At 59.9% G+C, this 13536-nt stretch carries 13 protein-coding genes and 1 tRNA gene; 10 read left to right on the top strand and 4 right to left on the bottom strand.

Annotated features, from left to right (window positions below; genetic code table 11):
• The first annotated feature begins 60 nt into the window (after nt 1-60).
• The 3 genes from BMY67_RS17045 to BMY67_RS17035 all read left to right on the top strand — a co-directional run bounded on the left by BMY67_RS17045 (nt 61) and on the right by BMY67_RS17035 (nt 3191).
• Nucleotides 61-756: a zinc metallopeptidase gene (locus BMY67_RS17045; protein ID WP_092773923.1), complete on the top strand. Its 696-nt coding sequence runs from the start codon at nt 61-63 to the stop codon at nt 754-756.
• Between the two features lie 213 nt (nt 757-969).
• Nucleotides 970-2109, top strand: coding sequence for an acyl-CoA dehydrogenase family protein (locus tag BMY67_RS17040; protein WP_092773921.1), 1140 nt, complete (start codon nt 970-972; stop codon nt 2107-2109).
• 158 nt (nt 2110-2267) lie between these two features.
• Nucleotides 2268-3191: a helix-turn-helix domain-containing protein gene (locus BMY67_RS17035; protein WP_092773919.1), complete on the top strand. Its 924-nt coding sequence runs from the start codon at nt 2268-2270 to the stop codon at nt 3189-3191.
• Nucleotides 3192-3491: 300 nt separating this feature from the next.
• Here BMY67_RS17035 and BMY67_RS17030 read toward each other — a convergent pair whose 3' ends face one another.
• Genes BMY67_RS17030 through BMY67_RS17020 form a run of 3 tightly spaced genes read right to left on the bottom strand, consistent with a single transcriptional unit; the run spans nt 3492 to nt 5366 of the window.
• A complete protein-coding gene (locus BMY67_RS17030; protein WP_092773917.1) occupies nt 3492-4253 on the bottom strand; it encodes a geranylgeranylglyceryl/heptaprenylglyceryl phosphate synthase in 762 nt (253 codons plus the stop codon).
• Nucleotides 4231-4971, bottom strand: coding sequence for a hypothetical protein (locus tag BMY67_RS17025; RefSeq protein WP_092773915.1), 741 nt, complete (start codon nt 4969-4971; stop codon nt 4231-4233). The genes BMY67_RS17030 and BMY67_RS17025 overlap by 23 nt, the downstream gene beginning before the upstream one ends.
• A gap of 8 nt (nt 4972-4979) precedes the next feature.
• Nucleotides 4980-5366, bottom strand: coding sequence for a phage holin family protein (locus tag BMY67_RS17020; RefSeq protein ID WP_092773913.1), 387 nt, complete (start codon nt 5364-5366; stop codon nt 4980-4982).
• Between the two features lie 142 nt (nt 5367-5508).
• Between BMY67_RS17020 and BMY67_RS17015 the strand changes: the two genes are divergently transcribed.
• Nucleotides 5509-6717, top strand: coding sequence for a J domain-containing protein (locus tag BMY67_RS17015; RefSeq protein WP_092773911.1), 1209 nt, complete (start codon nt 5509-5511; stop codon nt 6715-6717).
• Between the two features lie 36 nt (nt 6718-6753).
• On the opposite strand, the gene BMY67_RS17010 is transcribed toward BMY67_RS17015, so the two are convergent.
• Nucleotides 6754-6826 (bottom strand) — tRNA-Phe (locus BMY67_RS17010).
• Between the two features lie 181 nt (nt 6827-7007).
• Between BMY67_RS17010 and BMY67_RS17005 the strand changes: the two genes are divergently transcribed.
• The 6 genes from BMY67_RS17005 to BMY67_RS19515 all read left to right on the top strand — a co-directional run.
• Nucleotides 7008-8393: a 4Fe-4S dicluster domain-containing protein gene (locus tag BMY67_RS17005; protein WP_092773909.1), complete on the top strand. Its 1386-nt coding sequence runs from the start codon at nt 7008-7010 to the stop codon at nt 8391-8393.
• 147 nt (nt 8394-8540) lie between these two features.
• Complete coding sequence (locus BMY67_RS17000; protein ID WP_092773907.1) at nt 8541-9395, top strand: (Fe-S)-binding protein; 855 nt, start codon at nt 8541-8543, stop codon at nt 9393-9395.
• Between the two features lie 175 nt (nt 9396-9570).
• A complete protein-coding gene (locus tag BMY67_RS16995; protein ID WP_092773905.1) occupies nt 9571-10056 on the top strand; it encodes a hypothetical protein in 486 nt (161 codons plus the stop codon).
• A gap of 129 nt (nt 10057-10185) precedes the next feature.
• Nucleotides 10186-12117, top strand: coding sequence for a CHU_0125 family OmpA-like outer membrane integrity protein (locus BMY67_RS16990; protein ID WP_245745077.1), 1932 nt, complete (start codon nt 10186-10188; stop codon nt 12115-12117).
• Between the two features lie 144 nt (nt 12118-12261).
• Nucleotides 12262-12996 carry a proline and serine-rich protein 1 family protein gene (locus BMY67_RS16985; RefSeq protein WP_143069903.1) on the top strand — a complete coding sequence of 245 codons (735 nt, stop codon included), beginning with the start codon at nt 12262-12264 and terminating at the stop codon, nt 12994-12996.
• A 248-nt stretch (nt 12997-13244) separates the two neighbouring features.
• Nucleotides 13245-13536 (top strand): hypothetical protein (locus BMY67_RS19515; RefSeq protein ID WP_218144631.1); only part of this gene is annotated, 292 nt, incomplete at its 3' end.

The raw sequence follows: 13536 nt of genomic DNA, 5'->3' as shown, positions 1-13536 counted from the left end.
CCGGCCGGCACGAAATCCGGCGGGCCATTGTTTCACCAGCACACCCGATTTCCTGCCATGATGTTCCCTTCGTCTCCCGCTTATATTATCGTACTGCTCACGATGCTGGCCAGCTGGCTTGTTCAGCGCCGCCTCAAGAACAAGTTCGAGCAGTACTCCCAGATAGGCCTTCAGAATGGCCTCTCCGGCAAACAGATTGCCGAGCTCATGCTCGCCGATAACGGCATCACCGATGTGCGCGTTATCAGCACCGACGGCCGCCTGACCGACCACTACAACCCGGCCGACAAGACCGTGAACCTGAGCGAGTCGGTGTACGCAGAGCGGAGTGCGGCGGCCGCGGCTGTGGCTGCCCACGAGTGCGGCCACGCCGTGCAGCATGCCCAGGCATACAGCGCCCTCAAATTCCGGTCGGCCATGGTGCCAGCGCTGAGCGCCGTGTCGCGCTTTATGCCCATTCTGCTGATTGCGGGCGTGTTTCTCCTCAACCGGACGCCCTGGCCCCTGGCTGCCGGCGTGGTGCTGTTCTCCCTTACCACCCTGTTCAGCTTTATCACATTGCCCGTCGAGTTCGATGCCTCCAAGCGGGCACTGGCCTGGATTGACAGCCGGGGCATCGTAACCAAGCAGGAGCACGCCATGGCCAAAGATGCGCTCTGGTGGGCGGCCATGACCTACGTGGTGGCCGCGCTGGGTTCGTTGGCAACGCTTTTTTACTACGCCACCATGCTGCTGGGCGGCCGGCGCAACAACTAGCCGAGGTGTGGTAGCACTACAAGCCGCTTTCGGGGTTCCGGAAGCGGCTTTTTGGTTGCCAGCTGAGCCAGAGTGAGTGGGTTTGCCAACTCTTTGCCCTGCTTTTGTGTTAGAACGCTACTGCCCAACGCCCGATTGCGTAATTTTGCCCGGCCACGCCCACCGCGCGCCGGCTCAGCTTTCCGATTTTTCCCACCCCACCCACTTTATTGCATGGATTTCCAGCTTACCGAAGAACAACTGGCCGTACAGGCCGCTGCCCGCGACTTTGCCCAGAACGAACTGTGGGCCGGTGTAATTGAGCGCGACGAGCACCAGAAATTCCCTGCCGAGCAAATCAAGAAGATGGGCGAGCTGGGCTTCATGGGCATGATGGTGAGCCCCGAGTACGGCGGCGGCGGCATGGACACCGTGAGCTACGTATTGGCCATGGAAGAAATCAGCAAGGTGGATGCCTCCTGCTCGGTTATTATGAGCGTGAACAACTCGCTGGTGTGCTGGGGCCTGGAGAAGTACGGCACCGAGGAGCAGAAGCGTAAGTATCTGCCCGGCCTGACCTCCGGCGAAATCATCGGCGCCTTTGCTCTCTCCGAGCCCGAAGCCGGCTCCGACGCCACCATGCAGCGCACCACCGCCGAGGATAAAGGCGACCACTACCTGCTCAACGGCACCAAAAACTGGATTACCAACGGCACCACCGCTTCGGTGTACCTCGTAGTAGCCCAGACCAACGCCGAGGCCAAGCACCGCGGCATCAACGTGCTTATCGTTGATAAGGGGATGGAAGGTTTCGTAACCGGCCCCAAGGAAAACAAGCTCGGCATCCGGGGCTCCGACACCTGCTCGCTGATGTTTACCGACGTGAAAGTGCCCAAGGAAAACCGCATCGGCGACGACGGCTTCGGCTTCAAGTTCGCTATGCAGGTGCTGGCCGGCGGCCGCATTGGCATTGCCGCCCAGGCCCTGGGTATTGCCTCGGGCGCCTACGAGCTGTCGTTGAAATATGCTCAGGAGCGCAAGGCCTTCGGGGTGCCCATCTCGCAGCACCAGGCCATCCAGTTCAAGCTGGCCGATATGGCCACCAACATCGACGCCGCCCGCTTGCTGTGCCTGCAGGCTGCCCACGACAAAGATGCGCACCAGGATTACGCCAAGTCGGGCGCCATGGCCAAGCTATTCGCCTCCAAGGTGGCCATGGATACGGCCGTAGAAGCGGTGCAGATCCACGGCGGCTACGGCTTCGTGAAAGAATACCACGTAGAGCGGTTTATGCGCGATGCCAAGATCACGCAGATCTATGAGGGAACTTCTGAGATTCAGAAAATTGTAATCTCAAGGGAAATTCTCAAGTAGGGATAGAATTGCCTAAAAGTCAGAACTATTGCACAAAACCCAGCCTATTTCGGCTGGGTTTTGTGTTTTTGTGAATTTTTATATGTTATTTTGCATTAGATAAACTTAGAACACCAATTCTATGTTTACCTTTCTCCACTTTCCTGCTCTGCTTACCGATGGAAGATTATAATAAAGTAATAGAGTCGCTGGGTGTCCGCTACATCAAAGCGAAGAATCTGGTGCTGCAGCAGCCGTTTACGGTGCGCAACTCCTACGACGTGGGCAACAACCTTATTTTGCTCCACAAGGGTCATCTTTCCTTCGGAGACGAAAGCCACACGGTCGAAGAAGGTGAAATGCTCTTCATTCCCGGCGGCCGCGCTACCAAAGTCACCTACGGCCACGACCCCAGCAAGAGCATCACCAACGACGACCTCATCACCAACAAGGATAAGTTCTTTCATTCCAACTCCGACCTCGACCTGATTGGCGATGCCGAGGAAAGCCACTCCTTCGTGAGCTTCGAGGCCAAGGTGTTCGACTCGGTGAACTTCTTCGCCTCGCTCGACGTACCGGCCTTCCTCATCACCGGCAACTCCAAGCTGGCCAACCTCATCATCAAGGTGGTCGAGGAAAGCATGCAGGAACTGCCCGGCCGCGAGCGGCTCATCACGATTTACACTGAGAACATCGTGGTGGAAATTGTGCGCTACATCCTCAAAAACAAGATGTTCGTCGAGCAGCTGGCCACCAACAGCACCTACTTCAAGGACCCGCGCCTCATCGACCTGTTCAACTACATCAAGGAGAACATCGGCGGCGACCTGTCGAACAAAGTTCTCTCGGGCGTAGCCAACGTGAGCGAAGATTACGTGGGCCAGTACTTCAAGATGCTCACCGGCATCAATCCGCAGGACTACATCGAGTACCAGCGTATGGAGCGTGCCGTATTCCTGCTGCGCACCACCAAAAAGAGCATCCGCGACATCGGCAAGGAGGTTGGCTACAAAGACACGGCCTACTTCTGCCGCCGCTTCAAGATGATGTTTGGTATTCCGGCTGGCAAAATGCGCCGCCGCGAGTCAGCCATGAACATCTGATCACGGATTAGCACGGATTTAAACGGATTACACGGATTTTGTAGCCGATTAAAAAAGCCACCTCATCTGAGGTGGCTTTTCGTTTTTATAAGAGCAGGACTTACGCAAAAGGGGGCTGTGTGCATGTAGCGCGAAGCTGGAGCTTAGCGCATCGTTGACCTAAACCGTCGATAGCCAGCAACTATGCGCGAAGCTCCAGCTTCGCGCTACAGTCTTTTTAAAGAGTTTAGATGTACATAGAAGCGTGATAGGAGAGCCTGAACGACCTCATGTGCTGTCTACAAAATCCGTGCAATCCGCTTAAATCCGTGCTAATTCGTGATCTGTGATGACAGCAGCCACCTCGGCCAGAAACTCGGGGTTTTGTTCGATGTGGTTGCCCACTACAATAATATCGGCACCGGCCTGCAGAGCGGCCCGGGCTTTTTCGGCGCTGTTGAGGCCGCCCCCCACAATAATGGGCAGATCGACGGCTTGGCGCACCGCCCGGATCATGGCGGGGCTGACGGGGTGCAGGGCGCCGCTGCCGCCATCGAGGTAAATGAGGCGCAGGCCGAGCTGTTCGCCAGCCATGGCAGTGCAGGCCGCAATAGCGGGCTTGTCGTGGGGCAGGGGAGTGGTGCCGCTGACGTAGCTGGCCGTCGTCTGGCGGCCGCTATCAACGAGCATATAGCCGGTGGGCAGAATCTGGAGGCCGCTTTCGCGTAGCCGTGGGGCCGCAATTACGTGCTGGCCAATCAGGAATTCGGGGTTGCGACCCGAAATCAACGACAGCAGCAGAATACCGTCGGCCTGAGGGTCGAGGTGCAGGCTGTGGCTGGGGAAAAGCAGCACCGGCACATGGGTGCGGCTCTTGATAAAACGGATGAGGGCAGCCTGGTGCGAACTCAGCACCAGACTGCCACCCACAAAAAAGTAATCGATACGGTGTTGCTGGCCCAGCTCCAGCAGCCGCTGGCAGCCGGGCTCATCTATGTTGTCGGGGTCCAGCAGAACGGCCAGCGACTTCCGGCCGAGTTGGCGGTTGTGGCTGAGCGTATCATGCAGGCTGGCTGGGCGCATCCGCGTCGTCGTCGTGGTAAGTAAACTCGATATCCCGGGTTTCCGGCTCTTTGCGCGGCTCATCGGAAGACGCAAGGTCGGTATTTTTAAGGACTGGCAAGTAGTCGCTGGCCTTTTTGGCAACAAAAGCCAGCGCAACGGCCGTTGCCTGTGCTACCAGCATCTTACCCGTATCCGACTGCATGAAAGCGTGGAAAGTGGCCGCCAGAATAGAGCTGGCTTCGGATTGCTGAGCAGGCTGGGGATTCGGGGCCGCCTGCTTTTGCGGCACAGTAGCCAGGCTGTTGGTTTGCGCTACGGCGTTGTAGTCGGTAGCGGGCTGGAAGGGGTCGGCCTCCTCGCCAGCAGCGCGGCCGGCGGCCGGCATGCTGCCCCGGAGCCGGCGCCCGCCAAAGCCCAGGTCGTCAGCTACGGCCGTATCGACGGAAGTGGAGGCCAAGGGCCGGCGCGAATTGCCTTTGAGCTGCTTTTTGGACTCCTTCTCCGCGGCTTTCAGCGCCTTTTGCGCCTTGTTCTTGGACTTCGAACCGCCTAGGGCTTTTGAAATAAGCCAGATACCTCCCAAGACTCCGGCCCCAACGGCGGCGTACTTGCCCACCTGCAGGGTTTTCTCCTTGATATCCTGAACATCACCCATCAGGGCCCGCTCATATTCCAGCTTCTGACGCTCCAGAAACTCTTTTTCGTCTTCAAACAAGGGGTTGTGCAGCTCAGTCATCGGTCGGGTTAGGCTTGGCGTTTGTCAGAATTATAAATGGTGTTGCTCAGCTTCTTATCGGCCAGGGCCTGAAAAGCCGACTTGTCAACGCCCATAATAAAGGCAACCAGCAAAATAAGGTAGAAGCCCGCTATGATTCCGAAGCCCCAGAAGCTGCTGTCGAGCAAGTCGTTGAGCAGAAATGCGAGGAACAGGTTCAGAAACAGAAAAAAGAACAGCCCGATAACGGCCATCGTGATGCCGTGCGCAGCACCCACAAAGGCCTGCTTGGCTTTTTCCTGTACCTCCAGCCGCACCAGGTCGAGGCGGGTGTCGAGGTAACCCTTCAGATTGCCTATCAGACTATCGTTCTGGGGTGTTTTGGAAGCGTCTTCTTCAGTAGAGAACAGGCCCATGGGGGAGACTTTTGCGGGGAAACAATGTTACAAAGCAGAGCAACGGCGGTTTAAGCCGTACCCTTTACAGGATAGTCGTTGCATACGGAAAAGGCGGCGCTGTGTCTGAAATTGGTTTATTTTTACGCTCTACTGCCCCGCTTTGAGCCAGAATCACTACCAAATACTGGGCGTGCCGGTCACGGCGTCGTCGCACGATATCCGGCTGGCCTACAGGCGTCTGGCGGTGCTCTACCACCCCGACAAGCACGGCGGCAACACGCTCTATGAAGAGCTGTTCAAGGCCGTGGCCGCCGCCTACCGGGTGCTGGGCCACGAGGCCCGCCGCGCCCACTACGACCAGCAGCTGCGCACCGATGCCCGCCGGCTCGATGAGGCCCGGCGGCAGCAGAACTTTCGCCAGCAGGGCCAGCATATCTACGGAGCGCCCATGCCCGCCCCGGCCCCGCCACTGCGTACCCGCCGGCCCGCCGGGGCTAATGAGCGGCACTACCGCTCTATTCCGCGTCAGAAGGCCAGGTTCACCCGGCGCGACTACTGGCTCACGGCCCTGCTGGGCCTGGGCCTGGTGCTGTTTCTGGCCTCTGTCAAAATCACGATGGATTACGTGTCGGGCACGCGCAACTACACTCGGGGGCTGCAGGCCTACGTGAGTGGCAATTGGGCCGGGGCGCACAGCTACTTTACCGACGCGCTGCACTTCCGGCCCGGCTACAACCCGGCTCTGCGGCGGCGGGCCGAAGCCTCCCAGCTCGGCCTGCACGATTACGCCGCCGCCCGCGCCGACCTGCGCGCGGCGCTGCCCGAAGCGCCGGCTGCGTTGCGCGGCCAGTTGTGGCAGCGCATTGGCCAGTGCGAAGCCGCGCTCGGCCGGCGTGGCCCCGCCGAGGCCGCCTACCAGCAGGCTCTGGCCCTCGACAGCACGCTGGCCCGGGCCTGGCTGCGGCGGGGCGAGACGGAGCTGTTTCAGCAGCAACGTTTCGCCGCCGCCGCCCGCACCTTGTCGGTTGGGCTGCGCCATGCCGGCGAGGCAACGCGGCTGCGGGGACAGCTACTCACGTTCCGGGGGCTGGCCAACTTCAAGCAGGGCCGCTACGAGGCCGCCCAGAACGACTATTGGGCCGTACTCGATATCACGCCCCGCAGCGGGCAGCTGTATTTCCTGCTGGCGCGTGTGGCCCAGCAGCAGCACGATGCGCCCCGGGCCTGCGACCTGCTGCGGCGGGCCGTGCTGCAGGGCTACGAATTTGCCCGCGCCGCCCGCGACACCACCTGCGCCCCACTGCCTCAACCTCCCAAGGCCGTCGCCAGGGGCCGGGGCAGTTTGGTGAAGGGAACGGCCATAAAATAAAAAACCCCGATTCTGAAACAGAATCGGGGTTTTTTGTGGTAATGATTGGAATCGAACCAACGACACCAGCATTTTCAGTGCTGTGCTCTACCAACTGAGCTACATTACCAGCTCGTGGTTCCCGGCAGGCCCTATTGGCCGTTGGGGAGCACAAAAGTAGTAAAGCATTTTCAACCTGCAAGCCCAAAGCGAAAAAAAGTTGCCTCACGCAAACTATCCGGCCGCAAATAGGTAACTTGTTATGCATACCGAGTATATTTCGGCTCCAACCCTAAACTTACCCTTTTCCTGTGCATTTTTCTATTCAGAACATCATCTTTCTGCTGGTGGCGCTGGCGGGCTTCGGCCTGTTTGCCTGGCAGGCCAGCCGCATCCGGGCCAACGTGCTGACGGGGCGCGACCGGGACATGAGCGGCCACGTGAACGAGCGGCTCTGGAAAACCCTGCTCGTGGCCTTTGGCCAGCAGAAAATGTTCAAGCGCCTGACGCCGGCCTTCCTGCACCTGATTGTGTACGTGGGCTTTATCGTCATCAACATTGAGGTGATTGAGATTATGGTGGACGGTCTGTTCGGCACCCACCGTTTCCTGCAGTTTGCCGGGCCAGCCTACTCGGCCCTCACCGGCACCAACGAAATCCTGGGCGCGCTGGTGATTGTGGCCGTTACGGCCTTCTGGTGGCGGCGTAACGCCAATGTGGTAAAGCGCTTCACGGGCCCCGAAATGCGGGCCTGGCCCAAAATGGATGGCAATATTATTCTGTATGTGGAAGTGGTGCTGATGGTGGCGCTGTTTCTGATGAACACGGCCGACCTGAAGGCGCACCAGCTCCAGAACCTGACCATGCCGGGCGCGTTTCCCGTCAGCCAGTTCCTGACCGGCCTGCTGCCCGACAGCATCCCGACGCTGCACGCGCTGGAGCGCGTAGGCTGGTGGGCGCACATCGTGGGCATCCTGCTGTTTCTGAACTATCTGCCCAGCAGCAAGCACTTCCACATTATCATGGCTTTCCCGAACGTGTACTTCTCGCGGCTTATTCCGCAGGGGCAGTTCTCGAACGTGGAGAGCATCACTCACGAGGTGAGGGCCATGATGGACCCGAGCTACCCGGTGCCGGCCCCAGCCACCAACCCCGACGGCTCAGTAGTCGCGCCCACGCCCTTCGGAGCCAAGGATGTAAACGATTTGGCCTGGACCAACCTGCTCAACGCCTACTCCTGCACCGAGTGCGGCCGCTGCACCTCGGTGTGCCCGGCCAACATCACGGGCAAGCTCCTCTCGCCGCGCAAAATCATCATGGACACCCGCGACCGGATGGAGGAGAAGTACAACGCGCCGCTTATTTTCAGCCCGGCCCTGTACGGTGCGGCCGCCAAGCACGACCCCCAGGAGCAGCTCGATAAGGAAAACCACACCCTGCTGCGCGGCTACGTAACGCCCGAGGAACTGTGGGCCTGCACCACCTGCAACGCCTGCGTCGAGGCCTGCCCGGTAAACATCAACCCGCTGGAAAGCATCATCGAGATGCGCCGCTTCCTGGTGCTCGAAGAATCGGCCGCGCCGAATGCGCTGAACGCCATGTTCAGCAACATCGAAAACAACGGGGCGCCCTGGGCCTTCTCGCCCTCCGACCGCTTCAACTGGGCCGACGACCTGTTCGTGGCCGAGAAAGCCTGATGTGTTGTCAGTTGTCAGTTGCCAGTTGTCAGATCAACGACGATGGTGCTGTCAACTGCTGGCACGACCTGACAACTATCAACTCGCAACTGACAACTAAGTATAATGGCCGAACTGACTGCCAAGCGTCCTGTTTCTGTACCCGTAATGGCCGATCTGGCGGCCCGGGGCGAAAGTCCTGAAATTCTGTTCTGGGTGGGCTGCGCCGGCGCCTTCGACGACCGGTACAAGCGCGTTACCCGCGCCTTCGTGCGCATCCTCGACCACGTGGGCGTGAACTACGCCGTGCTGGGTATGGAAGAAAGCTGCACCGGCGACCCGGCCAAGCGCGCCGGCAACGAGTTCCTGTTTCAGATGCAGGCCATGACCAACATTGCCACGCTCGACGGCTACGGCATCAAGAAAGTGGTAACGGCCTGCCCGCACTGCTTCAACACCATCAAAAATGAGTACCCGGCGCTGGGCGGCAACTACGAGGTGATTCACCACAGCACCTTTTTGCAGCAGCTCATCAACGAAGGCAAGGTGAAGGCCGAGGGTGGCGAGTCGTTCAAGGGCCGCCGCATCACCTTCCACGACTCCTGCTACCTGGGCCGGGCCAACGACATCTACGAGGCCCCGCGGGCTGTGCTGGAAGTGCTCGACGCCGATCTGGTGGAGATGAAGCGCTGCAAAACCAACGGCCTGTGCTGCGGCGCCGGCGGCGCCCAGATGTGGAAAGACGCCGAGCCCGGCAACAAGGAAGTTAACATTGAGCGCACCGAGGAGGCCCTGGCTACCCTCGATGGCAACGCCGATGTACTCGACAACCTGCGCGGCGTCGAAAGCACCGCGCCCGCCCTGCCGGCCGGCTCCAACCACGGCGGCAGCGTTATTGCCGTGGCCTGCCCGTTCTGCATGACCATGATGGCCGACGGCGTGAAGAACAAGGAGCGCGAGCAGGACGTGCAGGTATTCGACCTGGCCGAGCTGATTGCCTCCGCCGAGGGCCTGAACGCGTAAGCTTTAAGTGGTAAGCTGCCAGCCTCAGACTACAAGCTTATCTATTCTAAGCCACTCCCAAAACAGCCCCGCCCGGAACTTCCGGCCGGGGCTGTTTCTTTGTAGTATCGGGTGAGCCGCCTGAAAACAAGAAATCCAGGTCCGCAACCCGCCAACCCCCCCACGACTCCAAGCCATGTACGTTCCCTTCGAGCAACTGCCGCCCACGGCCCGCATCTGGATTTACCAGGCCAACCACCCCCTCACCGCCGCCGAGCAGGCCGCCGTGCAGCCCACGCTGCACCGCTTCGCCGACGAGTGGACCAGCCACGGCCGCACCCTGGCCGCCTCGGCCGTAGTACTCCACGACCAGTTCCTGGTTATCGGGCTCGATGAGGGCGTGGCCGACGCCAGCGGCTGCTCGATTGATGCCTCGGTACGTTTCGTGCAGAGCGTGGAGCAGCAATTAGGCGTGGAGCTGCTCGAAAAGTCGAAGCTGGCCTTTTGGGTGGATGGGCACGTGACGCTGCTCGACCGTAAGCAGCTCGGCCCCGCCATTGCCGCTGGCACGCTCTCGGCCGAAACACCCTATTTCGATAACACCATTGGCCAGCGCCAGCAGCTGCTGGAGCGCTGGCCAGCCCCGGCGGCCGATACCTGGCTCACCCGCTACTTCGTTTAGAAGATGGCGGAGATGCCCGGTATCGGCTTTTCCGCCGGAAAACTTGCATCTTAGCCACATTATTTACGCGCGGTTATTCGCGGCCGCCCCCTGCTGCTACCCGGTTCTCTTTTCTTCTCACCTGCTATTATGAGAAATGCTATTCTGATGTGGACTGCCATGGGTTCGGCCACCCTGCTGGCGGGCTGCGCTACTACGGGCGGGCTGAGCAAGGCCGACAAACGGTTTGCGCGCGGCGAGTACGAGTCGGCTCTTACCTTATATAAGGCCGATGTCGCCAAGGGCAAAAACGTCGCCCAGACCAATTACCAGATTGCCGAGGCCTACCGCCTGTCCAACCGCATCGAGCAGGCCGAGCCCTACTACAAAGCGGCCATCGATGGCGGCGCCCGCAAGGCCGATGCCGGCTACTACTACGGGCTGACGCTGCGGGCCAACGGCAAGTTTGAGGAAGCCGCCGAGCAGTTCAGCAAGTACGCCGATGTAGGTAGCAACCGCACCCTCACGGCCCAGGCCGAAGCCGAAGCCCGCAACGCCCGCGCCTCGAAAGATTTGCTGGCCCTGCGCACCAGCAGCGAGGTAATGCCGCTCGATGAGCTGAACACGCCCGCCTCGGAGTTCGGCACCGCCCGCATCCCCGATACCAAAGAGCTGGTGTTTGCCTCGGGCCGCGAGGGCAAGCCCTTTCCCGGTAACGGCGAAGGCTTCAACGACCTCTACGCCGTGCGCTTCGCCGACGACCAGAAACTAACCGGCGGCACCGTGCGCAAGCTGGAGCCCGTCATCAACTCGGCCAACCGCCACGAGGCCAGCGCCACGTACTCGCCCGATGGCAAAATGCTGGTGTTCGCCCGCTCCAACGACGGCTCCAAGAAAGGCCTGCTGAGCGTGGATTTGTGGATTTCCTACTTCCGCGAAGGCGCCTGGACCGAGCCCGAAATCCTGCGCGGCGTGAACAGCAGCACCGCCGACGAGTACTCGCCCGTTTTCTCGGCCGATGGCCAGACACTCTACTTCGCTTCTACCCGCAAGGGCGGTTTCGGCGGCAGCGACCTGTACAAGGCCGCTATGGAAGGCCCCGGCCGCTTCGGGGCCCCCGAAAACCTGGGCGACAAGGTGAACACCGTGGGCAATGAGAGTTTCCCGGCCATATCGCCCGAAGGCGTGCTGTACTTCTCTTCCGATGGCCACCCCGGCCTGGGCAAGCTCGACATCTTCAAGCTTGATAAGGGTCAGGTGCAGAACCTGGGCAGTCCCATCAACAGCAACGGCGACGACTTCGCCCCCTTCTTCTTGGATAAGCAGGGAGGGGTGTTCTCCTCGAACCGGGCCGGTGGCAAAGGCTCCGACGACCTGTACCGCTTCCGCGAAAACACCATCAAACTAGTGTTTTTCGTGGCCGATGGTACCGTGCTGGAGCGCAACAGCCAGACCGGAACCACTACGCCCGTACCCAACCAGCCCGTGGCGCTGCTCGGTGCTAATGGCCGGCAACTCCAGAGTACCACCTCCGGCCCCGACGGCAAGTTTATCTTCAAGCTCGACTCGGCCGCCGCCAGCTACGCCCTCACCGCTAACCGCGACGGATATTTCACGGCCCGTAATTCCCTCACCACCGTGGGCCGCAAGCCCGCTCAGGAGTTGCTGCCCGACCCGGTAAACGAAATTCGGATACCCGTAACGCTCACGCTCACCAAAATCGTGAAGAACAAGGCCATCGTAGTTGATAACATCTTCTACGATTACGACAAGTCGGACATTCGCCCCGATGCCGCTTTGGAGCTGGACAAGCTCGTCGAGACGCTCAACGACAACCCCCGCATCACCATCGAGCTCAGCTCGCACACCGACTCGCGCGGTAAAGACGCCTACAACCAGGCCCTCTCGCAGCGCCGGGCCCAGTCTGCCGTCGATTACATCATCTCCAAAGGCATTGCTGCCTCCCGCATCACGGCCAAAGGCTACGGTGAGTCGCGCCCGGTAGTACCGAATGCCAAAACCGAGGAGCAGTATCAGCGCAACCGTCGCACCGAGTTTAAAGTAACCAAGATTGCGGACTAGGCTTCGGCTGCCCGCGTAGTTGTGCCGCCCGGTTTGCGTTTAGCAGGCCGGGCGGTTGTTTTTGGGCGGCAGCTGGAAGGGTAGGAGCAGGCAATTGGCACAGTCCTTGGCTTAGGCCCGGTGTACTCCTTTACCCCCTGCACCGTGCATAGATTCCTACTTCTGCTGCTTAGCTACCTGTTGCTGGGCTTCGGCTCCCTGCAGGCGGCCCCCGTTGCGGCCAGCATTGCCGGCGAGCGGGGCCTGGCCTTCCGCCTTTCCCTCGATGGGCAGCCCGTCAGCCGCGGCGCCCGGCCGCAGGTATACCTCGACCAGTTGCGCCTCGGTTACCACTGGGCCGACTTCTTCATCCCCGCCGGTCGGGGTCGGGGCTACAACTACCGCACCCAGATCTTTCTGCCCGACGGATTCGAAACCAACTTCGTGCTGGTTGCCCGCCCCGGTTTTCCACCTGCCCTCCGTACCGTAAGCACCGTGCCTTTGGCGCCACCGGTAGTATCGTACCCGACTCCGGGTCATCCCGCTCCCGGCTACCCCGCTTATCCGTCGCCCGGCTATCCGGCTTATCCGGCTTATCAGACTCCGGTTTATCAGCTGGCCCCCGCCGAAGTAGATAATCTGCTCCAGGCAATCCAGCGCCGGCCCTTCGACGATGCCCGCATGGCCATTATGCGCGACGCCCTGCGCGACTCATTCATCGAATCCGAAGACGCTCGTCGGCTGATTAAATCCCTTTCTTTCGACGAGAACCGCATCGAAACCGCCAAGTTCCTCTATAGCCGCGTGGCCGACCGCCACAATTTCTACCAGGTCTACGACGCGCTGGTCTTCGCCTCTAGCATCCGGGAAGTGCAGGAATACGTGCAATCCGTGCGCTGAAAGGTGGTTTTCTCAGTTAGCCGGCCTTCTCCCGCTTCAATATAGAAGAAGGAAGAAGGCCGGTTTTCGTTAGCCCTGCAAAAAGAAAGTCGCTGAGACAGTGGGCCGAAGCGGGCCTTGAACGAGTATTTTACCTTCCGGGTTTGCACAGTCCAACGCAAACCCCCACTTTTGCATCCCCAACCGGAACGCGGTCGGGACCACCACTTGCCCGGAAGGGTTCTTGAAAAAAAAGGTTGCCCTGGCAGTTGCGGAAGTCAAAAAGGATTTACTACCTTTGCACCCCGCTTCAACCGGAGGCGCTGCTACCCACCTTCGCTCAGTGCGCTGAAAAGGCGACTGACACTAGCGGGAAGGCCGAAAAAGAGAAAAACTTTTTCTCTCTAAGCCTTGCACCAACCAAAAAGCTGCTTACCTTTGCAGCCCGCTTCAACCGGAAGGGGATACAGCAGGACGAAAAAAGAAACGCTTCGAAAAAAGTTTTCTTCTTTCCCTTGCAAGTAGCGAAAAGCTACTTACCTTTGCAGCCCGCTTCAATCG

Origin of the sequence: Hymenobacter actinosclerus (genome assembly GCF_900111515.1) — a bacterium.
In the GTDB taxonomy this organism is placed as follows: Bacteria; Bacteroidota; Bacteroidia; order Cytophagales; family Hymenobacteraceae; genus Hymenobacter; species Hymenobacter actinosclerus.
Note: the sequence above shows the minus strand (reverse complement) of the source record. Positions and strands in the feature narration are given on the sequence as shown.

Bases quoted from the DNA above. Each gene is read 5' to 3' on its own strand.
- BMY67_RS17045 (WP_092773923.1), top strand. From the start codon at position 61: ATGTTCCCTTCGTCTCCCGCTTATATTATCGTACTGCTCACGATGCTG.
- BMY67_RS17040 (WP_092773921.1), top strand. From the start codon at position 970: ATGGATTTCCAGCTTACCGAAGAACAACTGGCCGTACAGGCCGCTGCC.
- BMY67_RS17035 (WP_092773919.1), top strand. From the start codon at position 2,268: ATGGAAGATTATAATAAAGTAATAGAGTCGCTGGGTGTCCGCTACATC.
- BMY67_RS17030 (WP_092773917.1), bottom strand. From the start codon at position 4,253: ATGCGCCCAGCCAGCCTGCATGATACGCTCAGCCACAACCGCCAACTC.
- BMY67_RS17025 (WP_092773915.1), bottom strand. From the start codon at position 4,971: ATGACTGAGCTGCACAACCCCTTGTTTGAAGACGAAAAAGAGTTTCTG.
- BMY67_RS17020 (WP_092773913.1), bottom strand. From the start codon at position 5,366: ATGGGCCTGTTCTCTACTGAAGAAGACGCTTCCAAAACACCCCAGAAC.
- BMY67_RS17000 (WP_092773907.1), top strand. From the start codon at position 8,541: ATGGCCGATCTGGCGGCCCGGGGCGAAAGTCCTGAAATTCTGTTCTGG.
- BMY67_RS16995 (WP_092773905.1), top strand. From the start codon at position 9,571: ATGTACGTTCCCTTCGAGCAACTGCCGCCCACGGCCCGCATCTGGATT.
- BMY67_RS16990 (WP_245745077.1), top strand. From the start codon at position 10,186: ATGAGAAATGCTATTCTGATGTGGACTGCCATGGGTTCGGCCACCCTG.